The sequence below is a fragment of the Nonomuraea angiospora genome (assembly GCF_014873145.1).
In the GTDB taxonomy this organism is placed as follows: domain Bacteria; phylum Actinomycetota; class Actinomycetes; order Streptosporangiales; family Streptosporangiaceae; genus Nonomuraea; species Nonomuraea angiospora.
The window spans coordinates 1,752,143-1,772,100 of the sequence record NZ_JADBEK010000001.1; the positions used below are offsets into that span (position 1 = coordinate 1,752,143).

19 protein-coding genes are annotated in these 19,958 nt (G+C 69.4%); 12 read left to right on the forward strand and 7 right to left on the reverse strand.

The window, feature by feature from the left end:
• The first annotated feature begins 9 nt into the window (after positions 1 to 9).
• From H4W80_RS08010 to H4W80_RS08020, 3 genes are all read left to right on the forward strand, one after another.
• A complete protein-coding gene (locus H4W80_RS08010; protein WP_192784483.1) occupies positions 10 to 1,062 on the forward strand; it encodes an ABC transporter substrate-binding protein in 1,053 nt (350 codons plus the stop codon).
• Positions 1,059 to 2,132 carry an adenosine deaminase family protein gene (locus H4W80_RS08015; protein WP_318786756.1) on the forward strand — a complete coding sequence of 358 codons (1,074 nt, stop codon included), beginning with the start codon at positions 1,059 to 1,061 and terminating at the stop codon, positions 2,130 to 2,132. Before H4W80_RS08010 ends, H4W80_RS08015 begins: the two co-directional genes overlap by 4 nt.
• Positions 2,133 to 2,276: 144 nt before the next feature.
• Positions 2,277 to 2,522, forward strand: coding sequence for a hypothetical protein (locus tag H4W80_RS08020; protein WP_192784484.1), 246 nt, complete (start codon positions 2,277 to 2,279; stop codon positions 2,520 to 2,522).
• 87 nt (positions 2,523 to 2,609) lie between these two features.
• On the opposite strand, the gene H4W80_RS08025 is transcribed toward H4W80_RS08020, so the two are convergent.
• Complete coding sequence (locus H4W80_RS08025; protein ID WP_192784485.1) at positions 2,610 to 3,323, reverse strand: hypothetical protein; 714 nt, start codon at positions 3,321 to 3,323, stop codon at positions 2,610 to 2,612.
• Between the two features lie 101 nt (positions 3,324 to 3,424).
• Positions 3,425 to 3,808 (reverse strand): ArsR/SmtB family transcription factor, encoded by a 384-nt coding sequence (locus H4W80_RS08030; RefSeq protein ID WP_192784486.1) that lies wholly within the window; start codon positions 3,806 to 3,808, stop codon positions 3,425 to 3,427.
• Positions 3,809 to 3,873: 65 nt separating this feature from the next.
• Between H4W80_RS08030 and H4W80_RS08035 the strand changes: the two genes are divergently transcribed.
• Together H4W80_RS08035 and H4W80_RS08040 are read left to right on the forward strand one after the other, a co-directional pair.
• Positions 3,874 to 5,910 carry a heavy metal translocating P-type ATPase gene (locus H4W80_RS08035; RefSeq protein ID WP_318786757.1) on the forward strand — a complete coding sequence of 679 codons (2,037 nt, stop codon included), beginning with the start codon at positions 3,874 to 3,876 and terminating at the stop codon, positions 5,908 to 5,910.
• Between the two features lie 101 nt (positions 5,911 to 6,011).
• Positions 6,012 to 6,953 (forward strand): esterase/lipase family protein, encoded by a 942-nt coding sequence (locus H4W80_RS08040; RefSeq protein WP_192784487.1) that lies wholly within the window; start codon positions 6,012 to 6,014, stop codon positions 6,951 to 6,953.
• A gap of 857 nt (positions 6,954 to 7,810) precedes the next feature.
• Here the strand turns inward: H4W80_RS08040 and H4W80_RS08045 are convergent.
• Positions 7,811 to 9,232 carry a glycoside hydrolase family 10 protein gene (locus H4W80_RS08045; protein WP_192784488.1) on the reverse strand — a complete coding sequence of 474 codons (1,422 nt, stop codon included), beginning with the start codon at positions 9,230 to 9,232 and terminating at the stop codon, positions 7,811 to 7,813.
• 529 nt (positions 9,233 to 9,761) lie between these two features.
• Between H4W80_RS08045 and H4W80_RS08050 the strand changes: the two genes are divergently transcribed.
• The gene (locus H4W80_RS08050; RefSeq protein ID WP_192784489.1) at positions 9,762 to 11,741 is read left to right on the forward strand and encodes an alpha-L-fucosidase; all 1,980 of its coding nucleotides are present in this window, start codon (positions 9,762 to 9,764) and stop codon (positions 11,739 to 11,741) included.
• Between the two features lie 48 nt (positions 11,742 to 11,789).
• Here H4W80_RS08050 and H4W80_RS08055 read toward each other — a convergent pair whose 3' ends face one another.
• Positions 11,790 to 11,900, reverse strand: a complete 111-nt coding sequence (locus tag H4W80_RS08055; protein WP_192784490.1) for an aldo/keto reductase — start codon at positions 11,898 to 11,900, stop codon at positions 11,790 to 11,792.
• 284 nt (positions 11,901 to 12,184) lie between these two features.
• Here H4W80_RS08055 and H4W80_RS63460 point away from each other — a divergent pair, with 284 nt between their 5' ends.
• The 4 genes from H4W80_RS63460 (at position 12,185) to H4W80_RS08075 (ending at position 16,954) form a co-directional block, all read left to right on the forward strand.
• Positions 12,185 to 13,420, forward strand: a complete 1,236-nt coding sequence (locus H4W80_RS63460; protein WP_318786758.1) for a CE1 family esterase — start codon at positions 12,185 to 12,187, stop codon at positions 13,418 to 13,420.
• A gap of 83 nt (positions 13,421 to 13,503) precedes the next feature.
• Positions 13,504 to 15,063: a cellulose binding domain-containing protein gene (locus H4W80_RS08065; protein ID WP_318787609.1), complete on the forward strand. Its 1,560-nt coding sequence runs from the start codon at positions 13,504 to 13,506 to the stop codon at positions 15,061 to 15,063.
• A gap of 33 nt (positions 15,064 to 15,096) precedes the next feature.
• Entirely contained in the window at positions 15,097 to 16,524 is a 1,428-nt protein-coding gene (locus H4W80_RS08070) for an arabinofuranosidase catalytic domain-containing protein (protein WP_192784492.1), read from the forward strand.
• Positions 16,525 to 16,696: 172 nt separating this feature from the next.
• Complete coding sequence (locus H4W80_RS08075; protein WP_225963321.1) at positions 16,697 to 16,954, forward strand: hypothetical protein; 258 nt, start codon at positions 16,697 to 16,699, stop codon at positions 16,952 to 16,954.
• A gap of 40 nt (positions 16,955 to 16,994) precedes the next feature.
• On the opposite strand, the gene H4W80_RS08080 is transcribed toward H4W80_RS08075, so the two are convergent.
• Positions 16,995 to 17,726: a class I SAM-dependent methyltransferase gene (locus H4W80_RS08080; protein WP_192784493.1), complete on the reverse strand. Its 732-nt coding sequence runs from the start codon at positions 17,724 to 17,726 to the stop codon at positions 16,995 to 16,997.
• Between the two features lie 86 nt (positions 17,727 to 17,812).
• Between H4W80_RS08080 and H4W80_RS08085 the strand changes: the two genes are divergently transcribed.
• Positions 17,813 to 18,250 carry a MarR family winged helix-turn-helix transcriptional regulator gene (locus tag H4W80_RS08085; RefSeq protein WP_192784494.1) on the forward strand — a complete coding sequence of 146 codons (438 nt, stop codon included), beginning with the start codon at positions 17,813 to 17,815 and terminating at the stop codon, positions 18,248 to 18,250.
• A gap of 57 nt (positions 18,251 to 18,307) precedes the next feature.
• Here H4W80_RS08085 and H4W80_RS64430 read toward each other — a convergent pair whose 3' ends face one another.
• Positions 18,308 to 18,418: a helix-turn-helix domain-containing protein gene (locus tag H4W80_RS64430; protein WP_192784495.1), complete on the reverse strand. Its 111-nt coding sequence runs from the start codon at positions 18,416 to 18,418 to the stop codon at positions 18,308 to 18,310.
• 150 nt (positions 18,419 to 18,568) lie between these two features.
• Here H4W80_RS64430 and H4W80_RS08095 point away from each other — a divergent pair, with 150 nt between their 5' ends.
• Complete coding sequence (locus H4W80_RS08095) at positions 18,569 to 19,390, forward strand: alpha/beta fold hydrolase (RefSeq protein ID WP_192784496.1); 822 nt, start codon at positions 18,569 to 18,571, stop codon at positions 19,388 to 19,390.
• A 42-nt stretch (positions 19,391 to 19,432) separates the two neighbouring features.
• On the opposite strand, the gene H4W80_RS08100 is transcribed toward H4W80_RS08095, so the two are convergent.
• Positions 19,433 to 19,897, reverse strand: a complete 465-nt coding sequence (locus H4W80_RS08100) for an RICIN domain-containing protein (protein ID WP_192784497.1) — start codon at positions 19,895 to 19,897, stop codon at positions 19,433 to 19,435.
• Between the last annotated feature and the right edge of the window lie 61 nt (positions 19,898 to 19,958).

Sequence of the window (19,958 nt, forward strand, 5' to 3'; positions counted from 1 at the left end):
AACGACCTCATGCCCACGCGCCGCGCCGTACTGGCCGCCGCTCTGACGGTGCTCGCCGCAGCCGGATGTTCCGGCTCCGGGTCCGCCGAGAAGCAGGCCGATCAGAACACCATCGTCGTCAGCACCTTCCCCTTCGGGGTGAAGGAGTTCGAGCAGGCGGTCGTCGCTCCGTTCAGCAAGCAGACGGGGATCAAGGTCGAGCTGGACACCGGGTCCAACTCCGACCGGCTGTCGAAGCTGAAGCTCGCCAAGGGCGAGCCGGAGGCGGACGTGGTGCTGATCTCCGACTACTTCGCCGCGCTCGGGCAGAAGGACGGCCTCTTCCAGAAGGTCGACGTGCCCAACATGAAGCAGCTCGCGCCGTTCGCGACCGAGGGCTCCTACGAGGGGCCGGCCTACACGCACCAGCTCAACGGGATCATCTACAACACCGGCAAGCTCAGCCAGAAGCAGGCGGCCGACTGGGAGCTGTTCGCCAACGCGGCGAACAAGGGAAAGGTCGCGCTTCCCGATATTTCGGTGACCGCCGGACAACTCATGATTTCGGGGGTGGGTGAGTCGTACGGCAAGGGCCCCTACGACATCGACGGCTCGCTGAAGACCCTGGCCGGCTGGGCGCCGAACGTCCTGCAGTTCTACACCTCCTCGACCGAGGTCACGAACCTGCTGACCCAGGGCGAGATCGTCGCCGCCGACGCGCTGAGCGGCTTCGCCACCAAGCTCGTCACCTCGGGCGAGCCGATCGCCTGGACGGCTCCCGCCAAGGGCCGCTACATGGCCACCAACCGGGCGATGATCCCCAAGGGCGCGCGCAACGCGCAGGGAGCGGCGAAGTTCATCGACTACATGCTGTCGGCCGAGGCGCAGAGCGCCATGGCGAAGGCCGCCGGCGACCTGCCCACGAACCCGAAGGCCGAGATCCCGGCCGACATCGCCAAGGTGACCGGCGAGGCGGCGAAGGACCCGGTGGCCGCCGGGTTCAAGACCCTCGACCCAGCCCAGCTCGTCGACACCCGCGCCACCTGGGTCGACCGCTTCACCCGCGAGGTGGCCGGCAAGTGAACCTTGACCTGATGCCCAAGGTCGATCTGCACTGCCATCTCATCGGCACCGTACGCGCCTCGACCTTCGCCGAGCTGGCCCGGCGGGAGGGGCTCGACCTGCCCGACACGCCCGAGCGCATCTACGCGGACGTGAACTCGCTCCCGCCGGACCCGGCGCTCTACCTGGACACCCGGATCCCGGTCCCGCAGGGCAGGAGCGCGGACGAGCCCGAGGTCTCCTACTCGCTGTTCCAGGTGTCCTCGTGGGTCCTGCAGCTCCTGCGCGACGCCGACGATCTCACCCGGATCACCTACGAGGCGTTCGAGGACGCCCACCGGACCAGCGCGACCAGGCATCTCGAGGTCTCCTTCGACGCGCTGACCGAGCATCAGGAGAAGCTCGGCTACGCCACGGTGATCGAGGCGTACGCCGAGGGCATCAGGATGGCCGAACGCGACTTCGGCATGTCGGGCCGGCTCATCGCGGCCGTCGACCGGAGCAGGTCGGGAGACGAGGCGCTCTCCTGGGTGCGCACGGTCGTGGACAACCCGCACGACTACGTGGCGGGGATCGGGCTGGACAACCTGGAGACCGCCGGGCCGCCGGAGCGGTTCGAGGCCGCCTTCCGGCTCGCCGGTGAGGCCGGGCTGCGCCGTACCGCTCATTCCTCCGAGCACGCGCCCGTCGCCGTCAACACGGTCACCTGCCTCGACGTGCTCGGCTGCGACCGGATCGACCACGGCTACTTCGTGCTCGAGGACGACGAGGTCGTCGCCAGGGTGCGGGACGAGCAGATCCCGTTCACCGTCATCTCGACCACCTCGCGGCGCTCGTGGCGGCCGTGGCGGCGGGCGTCGATCGCGGCGATGCTCGAGGCCGGGCTCAACGTCATCCCCGCCTCCGACGACCCGGGGATGTTCCCGACGTCGCTGGCGAACGAGTATCGGATCCTCTCCGAGCAGCTCGCCGTACCGGATGAGCGGTTGCGGGCGATGGCGCTGGCCGGCGTGGAGGCGTGCTGGTTGCCGGAGCCCGAGAAGGACGCGCTGCGCAGGCGCTTCGAGAGCGAACTCGCGAACGCGGAGTGATCGGGACGGGCGGCTTCACGCGGCCCTGAAGGCGCGGACCGGGTCCCGCTTCGGTGCTCACTTCGGTGATGCCAGGGGCTGGGGCCGGTCGCTTTCGCGATCACGACGAAGACGAGTGCCAGGCCGACGCCGAGGGTGGCGAGCGTGAAGCCCAGGCTCTGGAAACCGAGCAGGTCGCCGAGGGCGGTCCCGGCGGCCGGCGCGAGGAACGCCGTGCGCAGGCCGCCGCCGAGCAGGGGGACGAGGGCCAGGACGGCGGCGGAGATGACCCGGTTGAGCACGAGGGTCGCGGCCGTCGTCCGGTCGACGTCGGGGGTGGCCGCGATGGCCGCCGAACTCGCGGCGACCGCCACCCCGGCCCCCGCGCCGGTCGAACACCGCGAAGCCTGACCCGCCGAACGCCAGATCGCCACCATGCGGCAGTTCCTGGACCTCCTCGGCCTGTCTTCAGCGTGTGCGGCGACCGGGCGCCGGGGCTCAGTCGCTCAGCGGTGAAAGGCCCTGCCACCAGGCGTACAGCGGCTGTGGGGTCCAGGCCTCTGCGGTCATGGCCACGGACCGACCCGTGTACGTCCAGGACATGGCGTAGTACGGCCCGTTGATGGTGCAGAGCAGCTTGCCCCTGACCCAGGTGCCTTTGTACTCGGCCCCGGTGGCGCAGTTGCCTCCCCGGCCGTCGTGCAGGGCCCACCAATACGACTCCACCCACGTCTCGGCGTCGGTGTCGCTGCGGAACAGCACGATCATCGGATCGTGAACCGGACCCGACCGGACGGCCGTGCAGTCGAGAGCGGCCACCGCACCGGCCGGAGGACGAGCGGCAGGCCGGCAGTTCCTCAAGTCCGCCGAGCCGAGCATCTTCTCCAGCCGGCACTCACCCGGCGCCATGACGCACGCCGGCCTCGTCGGCTCCGTCGGCTCGGGCGGCTCCGTCGGTTCCGTCGACGGGGCCTCCTCGGCCGTCGGCTTCGGTGTCCTGGAACGGGAGCGGGAAGACGGTGTCGCCGATTCGGTCACCGTCACCGTCGGCGTCGGTGGCGCCGGCGTGGTCGATGATCCGGGTTCTCCACCCGTCCGAAGCGCGGCAAGAGCGACGATCAATCCGCCGATGCCCGCCAGGGCGCCCACCATCTCCCAGTGGACGCGTTCGCGCCAGGACGTACGGGCACCCTGGGCCGGCCTCCTGCTCATGAAGCAATGTTCCCCCGGACGCGAGCGCGTCGCCTGGGGAACGTGGAGAAGCCTTATCGGGTCCCGGCTACGCCCATCAAGGGCTTGGCCGGCTGGACGGCTCAGCGTGCGTGCGCGGCCGCTCGTTCACCCGGCGGCGCGTCCGGCCGAGCCTCGGCGTGGCCGGCCCGGTCGAGGTGGTCGGCGTGGAACAGCCCTTCGGCCAGCAGGCGCCGAACGTGCTCGTCGGCGGCGCTGTAGTACACGAACGTGCCCTCGCGGCGGCCTTTGACGAGTCCGGCCAGCCGGAGCTTGGCCAGGTGCTGGCTGACCGCCGTGGGGGCGGCGTCGGCGAGCTCGGCCAGGCAGGCGACATTGGACTCGCCCTGCAGCAGCGCCCAAAGGATCTTGATGCGGGTGGGATCGGACAACAGGCGGAACGACTCGGCGGCCAGATGCACCTGTTCCTCGTTCGGCATGTCGAAGTCGGGCAGCGAGGTGTGCATACGGCAAGCCTACCCTCAACCTCACTGCATGCGTATCTGCGTGACTGCGCATATAGGATGCTTCGGTGACTACCGATCTGACCACGCCCGAGGCCGCCGCCGTACGCCCGGCACCCGCATCCAGACCACTGCGCTGGTGGCGCTCGGGAGCAGGCTCGCTGCCGGAGGTGCGCTGGGCCCTGGCGGCCACCGCGCTGTTCGCCGCCGGCGGCCTGGCCCAGCTCGCCGGCGCGCCCGCCTGGCTGTGGTGGGCGCTGTATCTGGCCTGCTACGCCGCCGGCGGCTGGGAGCCGGGCCTGGCCGGGCTGAAGGCGCTGCGCGAGAAGACCCTGGACGTCGATCTGCTCATGGTCGCCGCCGCGATCGGCGCGGCGGCGATCGGTCAGGTCTTCGACGGCGCGCTGCTGATCGTCATCTTCGCCACTTCCGGCGCGCTGGAGGCGGTGGCCACCAAACGCACCGAGGACTCGGTACGCGGCCTGCTGGACCTGACCCCCGACCAGGCCACCCGCGTCGACCCCAACGGCGAGGAGGAGGTCGTGGCGGCCGCCGACCTGCGCGTGGGCGACGTCATCGTGGTGCGGCCGGGCGAGCGCATCGGCGCCGACGGGCGCGTGGTGGACGGGGTCAGCGACGTCGACCAGGCCTCCATCACCGGTGAGAGCCTCCCGGCCGACAAACAGAGCGGAGACGAGGTGTTCGCCGGCACGATGAACGGCACCGGCGCGCTGCGCGTCCAGGTCACCCGGCCCGCCGGCGAGACGGTCATCGCCCGGATCGTGGCCATGGTCGAGCAGGCCGGCGCCACCAAGGCCCGCACCCAGCTGTTCATCGAGAAGGTCGAGCAGCGCTACTCGATCGTCATGGTCGCCGCCACCCTCGCCCTGTTCGCGCTCCCCCTGCTGTGGGGCACCTCGGTGCAGGACAGCCTGCTGCGGGCGATGACGTTCATGATCGTGGCCTCGCCGTGCGCGGTGGTGCTGGCCACCATGCCGCCGCTGCTGGCCGCGGTCGCCACCGCCGGCCGCAACGGCGTGCTGGTCAAGTCCGCGGTGGTGATGGAACGGCTGGCCGACGTCGACCGGGTCGCCTTCGACAAGACCGGAACCCTGACCGAGGGCCGGCCGCACCTGACCTGCCTGCGTGTCCTGCCCGGCACGGCGGCCATCGCGAGAGGCGGATCAGAGGGCGGGGCCGGGGCGCAGGCCGATCGGCTGCTCGCGCTGGCGGCCGCGGCCGAGCAGGGCTCGGAACATCCACTCGGCCGCGCCATCGTCGCCGCCGCCCATCACCAGCGCCTGCCGCTGCCCGCGGCGGCCGGCTTCGCCGCCCTGCCCGGGCGCGGCGTGCGCGCCCGCGTCGATGGACGCCTGGTCGAGCTCGGCAGTCCCGCTCACCTGCTGGACCAGAGCGCGGACGGCGCCACGTCCGGCGATGCCGAGCAGGCCCGCCAGGTCGTGGCCGAGATCGAGGAGGACGGGCACAGCGCCGTGCTGCTGCTCCTGGACGGTCGTCCCGTCGCGGTGCTCGGTCTGGCCGACCGCATGCGTGCCGGCGCGGCACAAGTAGTGGCGCAGCTGACCCGCCTGACCGGGGCGGCCCCCGTCCTGCTGACCGGTGACAACCCCCGCGCCGCGGCCCGTGTGGCCGCACAGGCCGGCATCACCGACGTACGGGCCGGGCTGCTGCCGCAGGACAAGGTCGAGGCCGTCCACGAACTGCGGCGGCAGGGCGCCCGGCCGGCCTTGGTCGGCGACGGCGTCAACGACGCCCCCGCTCTGGCCGGTGCGCACGCCGGCATCGCCATGGGCGGCTCCGGGGCCGACCTCACCCTGCAGGCCGCCGACGCCGTCATCACCCGCGACGACCTGACCACCGTCCCGGCGGTCCTCGCCCTGGCCCGCCGGGCCCGCCGCCTGGTGGTCGCCAACCTTGTCATCGCCGGCGCGTTCATCGCCGTGCTGGTGGCCTGGGATCTGTTCGGTGAGCTGCCGCTGCCGCTCGGGGTGGCCGGGCACGAGGGCTCCACCGTCATCGTCGGCCTCAACGGCCTGCGCCTGCTGCGCGATGCCGCGTGGAAGCGGGTACCGCTCGAACGTTGAGCCTCGCCCGCGCCGGGCGGAATGCCGAATGTTCGAGTGATTCACAGAATGATCGTCTGCGCGCTACTCTGCCTCCGGCCCAACGGAAACGGAGACCGTGGATGCACAAATTAGCCAGATCCGGTTTTGCCCTGCCCTTGGTCGGGGCCATAGTCGCGGCCACCCTGATCGCCACCGCACCGGCCGCCTCAGCCGCGCCCATGCGCGGCAACGGACACCGGGTCACCGTCATGGTCCACGGCTTCGACCGCGAAGCCGACATCAGCTGCTCCGGCGCATGGAACAGCGCCGAGAATGTGCTGAACGCCAATGGCTGGGGCGACGTCGTCACCTTCGGCTACTACAACAAGGCCACCAACTGCGACCTCAGGCTCCAAGGGACCACCGACACGCGCATCCAGGAGGTCGGCCGCCAGTTCGCGTGGACCGTCTACTACCTGTACTCCAGCAAGGACGTGGCGATCGACGTCGTGACGCACTCCATGGGCGGCCTGGTCGCGAAGGCGGCCATCGAGGGCGTCAACAGGTACGGCGTGGGCAAGCCGCCGCCCGACCTGAGCGGGCTGACCGTCGATCCGAACGACCTCGGCGCGACCGTGTGGCCCAGAGCCTGGCCCCCCTTCCTGTACATCGAGGACATGGTCACGTTCGCCACGCCGCACCTGGGCATCGGCAGCGCGGTGGTGACCGCGTGCGCCATCACCCACGAGCAGTGCAGCGACATGCGTCCGGGCAGCGGCTTCATCAGCTGGCTGGGAAAGCAGCCGCAGTCCCAGATGGGTACGGACTACACCTTCCTCGCCTCGAAGCACGACGACACGGTCAGCTCCGACTCGGCGACCAACAAGCGCACTGCCCACCATTGGGCGCTCTACGGCTCGAACGCCGACGGCGGCACGCTGAGTCACACCTCCATCCGGAACACCTCGACCGGCGACTGGCAAGCGTCGTACGGGGGAGAGTTCAGCGACGAGGGTGAGGGCTCGTACCCCGCTCCGCTCCTGCGGATGATGGACGGCCTGTACGACCAGCAGGCCCAGTAGCGCCGGCACGCACGCGACGACCCCCACCGGCGAACGAGACGCGCGAGCCGCGCGGCCCGACGTCAGGACCGGTGGGGGCTCCGAGGCGCGAAGGTGTCAGGTCCGGGTCCGGCGTTGTCCGGCGGATAGCCCGGGCCTGGTCGCCCCACTGCTGGGCGGTATTGATCAGGTTTCCGCCGGAGCCGCCAGGAGGGCGCTCGCGGCGACCAAGGCCAGGACGGCCGCCGCCGGCATGGCTCTGAGCCTTCGCGCCACGCTGTGTCCTTTCGTCGTACGAAGGCCATGGCACGACCACGCTGTGGTCGAACCCCTACACCGTCACCGGCGCGAGCCTCACCGTCCCGGTCGCGAACCAGAACGCCAACGGCGCCTACCGCCTGACGATCACCCCGAGGTGACAGGCGCCGCCCTTGAGACGGGCAGGCGGCTCGCAGATGAGCGTCAGGCCGGCGGCGGGCCGCTGCTCTCCCGCACGATGAGCTCCGGCTCGTTCCAGGACGGGAGGGACAGCGCGGCCGCCGGCTGCAGCAGACCGAAGCACGCGCGGCCGAGGCTTGCCGCACAGGATGGCGGTCACCGAGCGGTCCGCCAGCAGGGAACGCACCGCGAGGTATCCGGAGCGGGGAGTCCAGCCGCCGCGCAGACGTCGTTGAGCGCGGTGATGCCGGGCCAGACGGCGCCCGCCTGCGCGACGGCCTTCTGATGGCGTTCCGAGGCCGGCCACTCCCCCGGTTCCCATGCCTCCTTCGGGTGTTTCGTGCCGGCGTGGATACGGAGGGAGCCGCCGGAGGGATGCTCCGGCGGCGATCATTACCTGATGGTGAGTGGAGTTACCGATAACACCGCGGCCGTCGAGGTCAGCTACGGGTCCACTTCTGGTTGGCCCCGCCCCAGCAGGAGTAGATCTGCACCTTGGTCCCGTTGGCCGTGCCCGCGCCGACGACGTCCAGGCACTTGTTCGCGCCGACCGCGGTGACGGTGCCGTCGGAGTTGATGCGCCATTGCTGGTTCGTCTGCCCGTTGCAGTCCCAGATGATCACGCTGGTGCCGTCCGCCGTGCCGCCGCCGTTGACGTCCAGGCACTTGTTGCCGTAGACCCGCAGCTCACCCGAGCTGGTCGAGGTCCACTGCTGGTTGCCCTGGCCGTTGCAGTCCCAGATCTGGGCCTGGGCGCCGTTGGCCTGGGAGGCGTTGGCCACCTCCAGGCACCTGCCGGAAGGCGTGCTCCTGATCGTGCCGCCGCCCGTGGGAGGCGGGGTGGAGCCGCCGTTGAGGGCGTTCAGCACGGCGTCGTAGGCGGGCTTCTTGTTGTAGTTGCCGTCGAAGAGCAGGGGCGTGTCGCCGCTGCGCCATGAGTATTTGTCGGTGACGCCCCAGACGGTGATGCCGGTGCAGCGGGAAACGGCCATGCAGGCCTGGGTGACGCGGCGGTAGGCGTCGGCCTGGGCCGAGCCCGAGCCGCCGACGTCCAGCTCGGTGATCTGCACGTCCACGCCGAGCGCGGCGAACTGGGCGATGTTCTGCTGGTAGTTGGACGGCGGGTTCCCGAAGTGCGACTGCAGGCCCACGCAGTCGATGGGGACGCCGCGGGCCTTGAAGTCGCGGACCATGTTGTAGACGCCGCGGGTCTTGGCGGCGTTGGCGTCGTCGATGTTGTAGTCGTTGTAGCAGAGCTTGACGTCGGGGTCGGCGGCGCGTGCGGCGCGGAAGGCCTCTTCGATGAAGCCGTTGCCGAGCTTCTGGGTGAACACCGAGCTGCGCAGCGACCCGACCGCGCCGCCGTCGGCGAAGGCCTCGTTGACCACGTCCCAGGCGTAGATCTTGCCCTTGTAGTGGCCCATCACCTGGTTGATGTGGTTGGTCATCGCCGAGCGCAGGTCGGCGGCCGACATGTTGCCGTTCACCCATCCGGGCAGTTGAGCGTGCCAGACCAGGGTGTGACCGCGGATCTTCATGCCCTTGCTCACGGCGTGGTTGACGATCTGGTCGGCCGGGCCCCAGTTGAACGAGCCACGGGAGGGTTCGATGGGGCCCCACTTCATCTCGTTCTCGGCGGTGACCCCGTTGAACTCCCTGTCCCAGGTCGTCACATACGCCGACTCGCCGAGATGACCGGCCGCCACCGCGGCGCCGAAATAGCGCCCGCTCTGCGCCGCCGCCGCGCCCAATGTGCTCGCGGCGGCGGCCGCGGGTGTGGTCACCGCCAGTGCGGTGAGTACGCCGAGCGCGCCGGCGAGCAACGCCCGGGCGCCCGATGCGAGTATGGGTTTTTCGCCCATGACTGAGCCTCCACTACGGGATGCGAAAAAAGGGGATGCGGAAAATCCGCGCGATTCAGCACGCGGCCTGCCGCCTGGGCCGCGCCACGGGCTGCGCTCCCGCCGCCCACCACCGACTTCGGCGGAAGGCAGCCCGCTCGGGGACTCAGTGTGGAAAGCGGCACGAAACATGTCAAGGTTCCACCCGAAAGTTTCGCCGCCCTCTTGGTGACCGCCGCCCTCTCGCCTCGTGGAGAGCGGCCCTCGGCACTGCGCGTTCGCGGTGACCGGCCGCGGGCAGCGGCGATGAACGTTTCATCAACGCCGGCCCCGTGTACGGCGACCGGCCCGGGGAGTCATGTCCCAGCGCTCCGCACCATTCGAGCCTTCCTGGCCGCGGTCCTTTCGCGCGGCTCCATCAGCAGCCAGTACGGCCGATCCTTGACGTGCTCCGAGGAAGCATTTAGACGCTTGTGTTAGCGATAACGCAGCATTCGTCCCAGCCACAGCCCACCGCGTGCCGTCTCCCCGTCCCGAGAGGCTCCCGCCCATGTCCTCGTCGTCGTACCCGTTCAGCCGCCGCAGGCTGCTCAGCACGGCCGCGTTCGCCACCGCCGGCGGCCTGCTGGGCGTCGGGCCCGCACGAGCGGCCAGTGCTCCGACCAGCTACACCCCGAGCTGGTCCTCGGTCGACCAGCACCCACCGGCTCCGGAGTGGTTCCAGGACGCCAAGTTCGGCATCTACTACCACTGGGGCGTGTTCAGCGTTCCCGCCTTCGCCAACGAGTGGTACCCGCGCAACATGTACAACAACGGCTCAAACGAGAACAACCACCATAAAAGCGTCTACGGTGATCCCTCGGCGTGGCCGTACCACAACTTCATCAACGGCGCCCGGGACAAGGCAGGCAACTGGGTGCAGTTCGCGCCGAAGTTGAAGTCCGCCGGCGGCAACTTCGACCCCAGCGAGTGGGCCCAGTTGTTCGCCGACGCCGGCGCCAAATTCGCCGGACCGGTGGCCGAGCACCACGACGGTTATTCGATGTGGAACAGCCGGGTGAACGAGTGGAACTCGGTCGCCACCGGCCCCAGGCTCGACCTGCTGCGGTTACACGCCGACGCCGTCCGGGCCAAGGGCCTGAAGTTGCTGGTGTCCCTCCACCACGCGTACAACTTCACCGGCTTCTACCAGTGGGCGCCGTCGCAGTCCACCACCACCCTCAGGAAGCTGTACGGCCAGCTCGACAGGGCCACGGAGAACCAGCTCTGGTACGACAAGCTCAAGGAGGTCATCGACGGCTACCAGCCCGACATCATCTGGCAGGACTTCAACCTGAGCCAGATCCCCGAGTCCCAGCGCCTGAACTTCCTCGCCTCCTACTACAACCAGGCCATCGCCTGGAACAAGGACGTGGTCGCCACCTACAAGGACGGGTTCAACACCAAGGGCGAGGTCTTCGACTACGAGCGCGGCGGGCCGGCGGACATCCAGAATCCCTACTGGCTGACCGACGACAGCATCTCCAGCTCCAGCTGGTGCTACACCGTGGGCATCGGCTACTACTCCCTCAACGCCATGCTGCACGCACTGATCGACCGGGTCAGCAAGAACGGCAACATGCTGCTGAACATCGCCCCCATGGCCGACGGCACCATCCCGTCCGGGCAGCGGTCGATCCTGCTGGGCATCGGGGACTATCTGCGGCGTTTCGGCGAATCCATCTACGCCACCCGGGCCTGGGCGAGCTACGGCGAGGGCCCGACCAAGATGGGCGGCGGCTCCTTCGTCGAGCCACGCCCCGGAACCAACCGGGACATCCGCTTCACCCGCAGCAAGGACGGCACCGTGCTGTACGCCACCGTGCTGGGCTGGCCGGGCGGCACCCTGGACGTCACGACCCTGAACTCGAACCGGATCAACCTCGGCAACCTGGCCTCGGCGCAGCTCCTGGGCTCCGCGGCCGGCTCGTACATCAACCTGCCCAACCGCACCCAGGACGGTGCCGCCCTGCACCTGTCCATGCCCTCGTCCACCGCACCGTTCAGCGCCCCGGCGTACGTGGTCAAGCTGACCTTCAACGGCCAGATCCCCGCCCTCGGCTCGGGCCCGCTCCCGACCACCTGGGTGCGGATCACCAACGTCACCACCAACCTCGCGCTGGACAGCGGCGGGAACGTCGCCTCCGGCTCGGCGCTCAAGCAGTGGAACTACGACGGCAGCACCAACCTGCAGTGGCAGCTGGTGGACCTGGGCAACGGGTATCACCGGCTCGTCAACCGCACCAACGGCATGGCCGCCGACAGCTGGGGCAACACCGCCAACGGCGCCTACTGCATGCAAGCCGCCTGGAACGGCGGCAACAACCAGCAATGGAGACTCAACAGCCTCGGCAACGGCCGCTACCAGATCATCAACCGCGCCACCGGCACCGCGCTGGACAGCGGCGGCAACACCACCGCCGGCTCCAACGTGAAGCTGTGGAGCCCCGACTCCAGCACCAACCTCCAATGGACCATCACCGCCGTCTGATCGGCTTGCCGCACTTCGACCTGCTCGGGGCCGGCGCCGGTGGCGCGGTCAGGCGAGCGCGGTCAGCCGCGCCACCTCGTCGTCCGACAGGGTGAGCCTGGCCGCCTGCAGGTTCTCGGTGAGGTGCTCCAGAGACGTGGAGCCGGGAATCGGCAGCACGACGGGCGCGGGAAGTCAGTCATGCTGCGGCTCTTGCCGTTGCTCTGACTCGCATCGGTGCCGTCCCATTTTCCGACCAGGAAATGACGGCGATGGCCGCCGACGAGCCACGAAGAAACTTTCACCGAGCCTTGACCTGCGGCAGGCGCACCCTTACATCGTGGTGTGTTATCGATAACGCACTCCATGCGGCTGCCCCTCCCATCGACGTACGCCGGCATCGGATCGGCAGAGAGAGTCCCACGATGTCAAGACGTAGACCCTTGTTGACCGCCTTAGCGGTCGTGGTACTTGCCGTCCTGGTGACCACCGGTGGCCCGGCGTTGAGCGCCAGCCTCGGCACCACCACCACGCGCACGGTCAGCGCCCTGGCCGCATCCGCGGGATGCGGCCAGGCGCCAGGGCTGGCGAGCGGCACGCGTTCGATCCAGACCAGCGGCAAGAACCGCAGCTACATCCTCAAGATCCCCGACAACTACGACATGAACCACCCCTACCGGCTGATCTTCGGGCTCCACTGGCTGGGCGGCACGGCCACCGATGTCGCCACCGGTCAGACCGTGCAACGGGACGTCTGGGCCTACTACGGCCTGCAGCGCCTGGCGAACAACAGCACGATCTTCGTCGCGCCCCAGGGCTTCAACAACGGCTGGGGCAATTCCAACGGCGAAGACCTGACCTTCGTCGACGACCTGGTCAGGCAGATCGAGGGAGCTCTCTGCGTCGACACCACGCAGCTGTTCGCCACGGGTTTCAGCTACGGGGGCGCCATGTCGTACGCGATCGCGTGCGCCCGGGCGAACGTCTTCCGCGCGGTCGCCGTCCAGTCCGGCGGCCAGCTCAGCGGGTGCAGCGGCGGCACCCAGCCCATCGCCTACATGGGGATCCACGGCATCAGAGACGGCGTGCTCAACATCTCCGGCGGACGATCCCTTCGTGACCGGTTCGTCAGGAACAACGGCTGCACCGCCCAGAACCCGCCCGAGCCGGCGCAGGGCAGCCTGACGCACAGGGTCACCACCTACTCCGGGTGCTCGGCCGGGCATCCGGTCGTCTGGGCCGCGTTCGACGAAGGCCACATCGCCGCGCCACAGGACGGGGCCGGCGGCGACAGCGGCTCACGGACCTGGGTGCCGGCAGAGGTGTGGAAGTTCTTCACCCAGTTCCAGAGCGGCCAGGACCCGACGCCGACTCCCACACCGACACCCACGCCGACGCCCGTTCCGGGAGCGTGTTCGGCCACGATCGAGACGGTCAACAGCTGGGACGGCGGGTTCCAGTCGACGGTGACGGTCCGGGCGGGCAGCGCGCCGGTCGACGGCTGGACCGTGAAGTGGACCTGGCCGGGCGGGCAGAGCATCAGCAGCCTCTGGAACGGCACGCAGAGCGGCTCCGGCTCCGCCGTGACGGTCCGCAACGCCTCCTACAACGGCTCCGTCGCCGCGGGCGCCTCCACCACCTTCGGCTTCACCGCCAACGGCACCGCGGCCACGCCCACCGCCACCTGCACCAGCCCCTGATCCCGTGTTCATCCGGGGTGGCCGATGCCACGTCACCGAGGCCGGCCACCCCGATGCGGCCTTGAGGAGGGCCCTTGCGCAAGGTGAGAACGCTTCTCGCCGCCGGCATTCTCGTCGGCGGTCTGATCGTCCTGCAGGACCAGGCCGGCGCCCTGGACAACGGGGTCGCCCGCACGCCCCCCATGGGCTGGAACAGCTGGAACACCTTCGGCTGCAACATCAACGAGACACTGATCAAGCAGATGGCCGACGCCATCGTCAACTCCGGCCTGCGCGACCTCGGCTACAAGTACGTCGTGGTCGACGACTGCTGGTTCGACCCCACCCGCGACTCCGCGGGGAACCTGCGGGGCAACCCGTCGCGCTTCCCCGGCGGGATGAAGGCCCTCGGCGACTACCTGCACGCCAAGGGGCTGAAGTTCGGCATCTACCAGGTGCCCGTGGACAAGACCTGCGCCCAGTACTTCGGCGGCTACCCGGGCGCGACCGGAAGCCAGGGCCACGAGGTCCAGGACGCCAAGCAGTTCGCCGCCTGGGGCGTGGACTACCTGAAGTACGACTGGTGCTCGCCCAGCGGCACCATCGACGACCAGGTCCGCACGTTCGCGAAGATGCGCGACGCGCTGGCGGCGACCGGGCGGCCGATCGTCTACAGCATCAACCCGAACAGCATCCACGCGAAGACCGGGCCGCAGCGCAACTGGGGCGACGTCGCCAACCTGTGGCGGACGACCGAGGACATCACCAACAAGTGGAACACCGGCCAGACGAACGGATACCCGATGGGCATCCAGAACATCGTCGACGTCACCGTCCCGCTCGCCTCGTACGCCAGGCCCGGCGCGTTCAACGACCCCGACATGATGGAGATCGGCCGGGGCGGCATGACCGACACCGAGATGCGCAGCCACTTCGCCCTCTGGGCGATCATGGCCTCGCCCCTCATCGCCGGGAACGACCTGCGCAGCATGGACCCGGCGACGACGACCATCCTGAAGAACCAGAACCTCATCGCCATCAACCAGGACCCGCTTGGCCTGCAGGCAGGCCAGGTCAGCAACGACGGAACCCGGCGCGTGCTGGCCAAGAAGCTCGGCAACGGCGACGTCGCGGTCGCCCTGTTCAACCAGGGCGACAGCACGACCACGATCAGCACCACCGCGTCCGCGATCGGTCTGGCGGGCGATTCGTTCACCCTTCGCGACGCGTGGACGAACGCCGTCAGCGCTAGCACCGGCACCATCTCGGCCGCCGTGCCGTCGCACGGCACCGTCGTCTACCGGGTCAGCGGCGGCACCTCCTCGACGCCGACGCCGACGCCCACGCCGAGCGGCCCGGCGGACGGTTGCACGGCGGCGTACCGGCTGGTCAACGACTGGGGCACCGGCTTCCAGAGCGAGGTGACCGTCAGCAACCCCGGGCCGTCCGCGATCGACGGCTGGACCGTGAAGCTGACGCTGGCCGGCGGCCAGACCATCTCCAGCCTGTGGAACGGCGTGAACACCGGCACCAGCGGCACGGTCACCGTCAAGAACACCGCCTACAACGGCACCGTCGCCGCCAACGGGACGACCACGTTCGGCTTCACCGCCGGCGGCAACGGCTCGGCCGCCCCCACCGCCGTCACCTGCACGACCCCGTAGTGGAGCGTCACGTCTCAAGGAAGGTAAGCACCCATGCGACAGCTCAGCCATTCGCACCGGCGGATGGCACTCTCGGCCGCCTCCGTCGTCGCGCTGTCGACAGCCGGGGTCGGCATGGCCGCGGCGCACGTGGCATCAGCGGCCGCGGCGGGATGCCAGGTCACGTACACGGTGACCAACCAGTGGTCCGGAGGCTTCGGCGCGAATGTTAACGTTACCAACCTCGGCGATCCCATCAACGGCTGGAAACTGACCTGGGCCTTCCCCGCCGGGCAGGCCATCACCCAGCTGTGGAACGGCTCCTACACCCAGTCCGGCGCCCAGGTCACCGTCGCCAACGTGGACTACAACGGCAGCATCCCCGGCGGCGGCACCGCCGGCTTCGGCTTCAACGGGAGCTGGAACGGCTCCAACCCGGTGCCGTCGAGCTTCGCCCTGAACGGCGTCCCCTGCACCGGCAACGTCTCCACCCCCACGCCCACCGTCACGCCACCTCCGCCGCCGTCGAGGCAGCCGTGCGACATCTACGCCGCCGGCGGCACGCCGTGCGTGGCGGCGCACAGCACGACCCGCGCCCTGTACGCCTCGTACAACGGCCCGCTCTACCAGGTACGCCGCTCCTCGGACAACGCCACCCGGGACATCGGCGTCCTGAGCGCGGGCGGGGGCGCCGACGCCGCGGCGCAGGATTCGTTCTGCGCCGGCACGACCTGCCTCATCACCATCATTTACGACCAGTCAGGCCGTAACAACCGCCTCACCCAGGCGCCCCCCGGCGGGTTCCCCGGCCCGGCTCCGGGCGGATACGACAACCTCGCGAACGCCACCAAGGCACCGACCACCGTCTACGGCCGCAAAGCCTACGGAGTCTACGTGGATCCCGGCGTCGGCTACCGCAACAACACCACCAACGGCATCGCGAAGGGGGACCAGCCCGAGGGCATGTACGCCATCTTCGACGGCACGCACTACAACGGCGGCTGCTGCTTCGACTACGGCAACGCCGAGACCAACAGCCGCGACAACGGCAACGGCACCATGGAGGCCATCTACTTCGGCAACATCAAGGTCTGGGGCTACGGAGCCGGCAACGGCCCGTGGATCATGGCCGACCTCGAGAACGGCCTGTTCTCCGGGGTGGACCAGAAGTACAACGCCAACGACCCGACCATCAGCCACCGGTATCTGACGGCCATCGTGAAGGGCGAGCCGAACCACTGGTCGATCCGGGGCGGCAACGCGCAGTCGGGCGGCGTGTCGACCTTCTACAACGGGCCACGGCCCAACGTTGCGGGCTACAACCCGATGAAGAAGGAAGGAGCCATCATTCTCGGCATCGGCGGCGACAACAGCCACGGCGCGGCCGGCACCTTCTACGAGGGCGTGATGACGTCCGGCTATCCGTCGGACGCCACCGAGAACGCCGTCCAGGCCAACATCGTCGCCGCCGGCTACCGATGAATCCGGCCAGCTAGACCAGCCATTGGGATGACCGAGCCCCGCAGCCGGGCCATGCGTCGATCCACCTTTTCCAAGGAGATCTCCGTGCGCTTCAGCCGACCTCGGCGCTGGATCGCGGCCGCGATGGCTGCGGCGCTCGGCGCCCATCGCCGGCACCGACACCGGCAAGGCCGTGCGAGACGCCGGCATCGTCTGCTGCGTCACCACCTCCACTGCGCCGCTGTTCACCCTCGACCAGGCGGCTGAGCACGCTCACGTCAACGCCGTGGGCGCGTTCCGCCCGGCCATCGGGGACCACCTGATCGGGCTGGGCGCCGCACTCGCAGGCGGCGTGCCGCCGAGCGGGGGGCGCACGGTCTTCAAGACGGTCGGCGTCGCCCTCCAGGACTGGGCGATCGCTCAGCTGCTGGCTCAGCGCTGCCTTCAGTGATCGCCCGGTCCCCTGTAGCCCGGGCGAATGAGACGATGTCCTAACCGGCGGCTTGCAGCCGGAATTGCAGGTCGGAGGCGCCTGGCGTCTCCAGGACCGACACCGCGATCAGGCCGGCGGCCGCGGCAAGGCTCTCGAATCCTGAGCGGGTGTACCAGTGCAGTACCCAGGGGCGGTCCACGATGGTGCTCTCGCCAGCGCGGTACCGCTCGTAACGCAACACCGTCGTCTGCGTCCGCGCGGAATCGCTACGCTCCTCGGACAACACCGAGACACGCAACTCAGCACCGTCGTCCGCAATAGCGGTGCGTGCTCGGCCGATCCGTTCGGCAGGCGTGGGCGACGGGACGAACAGCGGCACCAGGGCGGTGCCGCCCACGGCGAGGTGGTTACGGATGCGGTGGAGTGCAGCCAGAGCGATGGAGTCGTCGGGGAGCAGGTTGAAGGTCGGCCCGGCAAGAAAGATCGCACGGTAGCGGCGCGGCAGATCGAGCGCCTCCATGCGCTGGTGGTGGACGACGACATCGACGCCTTGCGTCCGCGCCCGGCTACGGCACCGCTGCAGCATGTCTGCCGAGGAGTCGACACCCTCGACGTCCAGGCCGCGCCGGCGCAGGTCGAGCAATGGATCGCCGTCCCCACACCCCAGCTCCAGCGCCGGGGACCCAGCCTCTTGGACAAACGTCGCATAGGGCTCTGGGTCTTGGGCGACGGACTTCAGCGGCCCATACAACTCGGCGACGATGCCCGTGTAGAAATCAGCAGGAAGCACGCCCGCACCTTACGCTCCAGCCGAAGGCTCGGCGACAGCATTTCCAGCAACTTGCTTTTCTAAGTTAGCATGTTAAGTTAGAGGGCGTGGAACGGAACCTGAGCCTCGACCTGCATGTGCTGACCGCCCGCCTGGACCGGGCGGCCGACCGGCTGCTGCGCGCCAGTCACGGCATCTCCTACAGCCGCTTCCTCGCCCTCACCCTGGTGGGCGAGCTGGGCGCGACCACGCAGCGCACGCTGGCGGAATACCTGGGGGTGACCGAGGCGTCGGTGAGCCGCATGACGGGGGTCCTGGCCGCCGACGGGCTGCTCGACGTGCGGCCCGACCCGGGCGGCGGGCGGCGGCACCGCCTCAGCCTGACCAAGGCGGGCGAGGAACTCGTCGCCTCGGTGCGGCGCGGCTTCGAGGACAAGCTGGCGGTGCTGGTGGAGCAGAGCGGCATCGCCTACGAGGAGTACGCCGAGCAGACCGCCCGGCTGCTGAGCACGTTCGACCGGCTAGAGAAGGAAGCAGGACGTTGACCTCCTCCCCCTCGTAAACGAGGGGGATGCCAACCGCCGCCGGTTGGCCTTCCTGCTTCACCGCCGGTCGCCCGCCCGAGAGGACTCTCGTTGAGGTCTTACACCAGCTCCCTGCTCGGGGGTCGGGTAGAAGCGGTACTTGTAGGCCCGCTTCACCAACTGCGCCACACCTCACATTTTCGCAGGAAGACCAGCCAAGTACTGCCCGCTTGTCGTAGACAGCGGTCCGCCTGACGGCGAATCGCCTGCTCCTGCCCTGCTTCGCAGGAGCCCAATTCCTTCCCCGCCTGAGGGCGGGGGTCTCCTCGGAGGTATCAGATGAACGACACCATTGTGACCTCAGCCGACGGCACGGCGATCGCCTTCCGCACCATGGGCAGGGGACCGGCCATGATCCTGTTCGGCGGGACGTTCCGCACCGCCGACGACTACCTGCCGCTGGCCTCGGCGCTGGCCGGCTCGTTCACGGTGCACCTGGTGCAGCGGCGGGGGCGGGACGGCAGCGGGCCCTTGGGGCCGGACTACTCCTTACGCAAGGAGGTCGAGGACCTGCTCGCCGTACGGGCCGGGACGGGGGCGCGGCTGGCGTTCGGGCACAGCTACGGTGGGCTCGTCCTCCTGGAGGCGGCGCGCACGTCCGGCGTTTTCGACCGGATCGCCGTCTACGAGCCCGGCGTGCCGGTCGCGCCCGTGCCCACCGACTGGATGGCGCCCTACCGGGAACGGCTGGCGGCGGGCGACCCTTATGGGGCGTTCGTGCACTTCATCCGAGGGTCGGGCGGGGCACCGCCGTTCATGGAGAAGCTGCCGCACTGGTACCTGCGTACGGTGATGCGGCTGTTCTACCGGGGGGCGGGCTGGCGACGGATGCGGCCGCTGCTGGCGGCGAACCTCGCCGAACACGGGCAGATCGCCGCCCAGCAGGGCCGCCTGGCCGAGTTCGCGGCGGTCAAGGCGGCGGTGCTGGTGTTGTGCGGGGGGCGTTCGAAGGCGGCGCACCGGGAGGAGTTCGCGGCCCTGCGCGACATGCTGCCGGACGCGGCCCTGGAGACCCTCGACCGGCTCGACCACTTCGGCCCGGAAGGCAGGACGGCCGCGGTGGTGGCCGAGCGGGTGCGGCCCTTCCTTGACCTCCGTTGAATCATGTGGCGGCCCGGTCCTTTGTGATGGCTTCTGGGGCCGTCACACGCCCGTGATGGTCCATTGGTTGTTGGTGGTGTTGTTCGGTGTCCACATGGCCACGGTGGAGCCGGCGGTGTTGTTGCCCATTCCGTCCAGGGCGGTATCGGTGCCTCGGTTGATGATCTGGTAGCGGCCGCTCCCCATGCTGTTGAGGCGCCACTGCTGGTTGTCGCCGCCGTTCCAGGCGGACTGCCGCGCGCCGGCGCCGTTGGCGCCGTCGCCCCCGCTGTCGATGACCATGCCGTTGGTGCGGTTCACGATGCGGTACCAGCCGCCGCCCAGGTCCAGGAGCTGCCACCGCAGGTTGGTGCTGCCGTTGTAGCTCCACTGTTTGAGCACCGAGCCGGAGGCGACGTTGCCGGACACCATGGCGCCCAGGCGGCCGTTGCCGATCGGAAGCGCTCTCAGCCAGTCCGTGCCGGCGCTCTCGTCGTACCAGAGGGCCAGATCGTTCGCGGCGCTCACCTCGGGATGCCGAATCTCAACACTTGCCTTCGCGAAAAATCAGACATCTCCCTTCTCATTT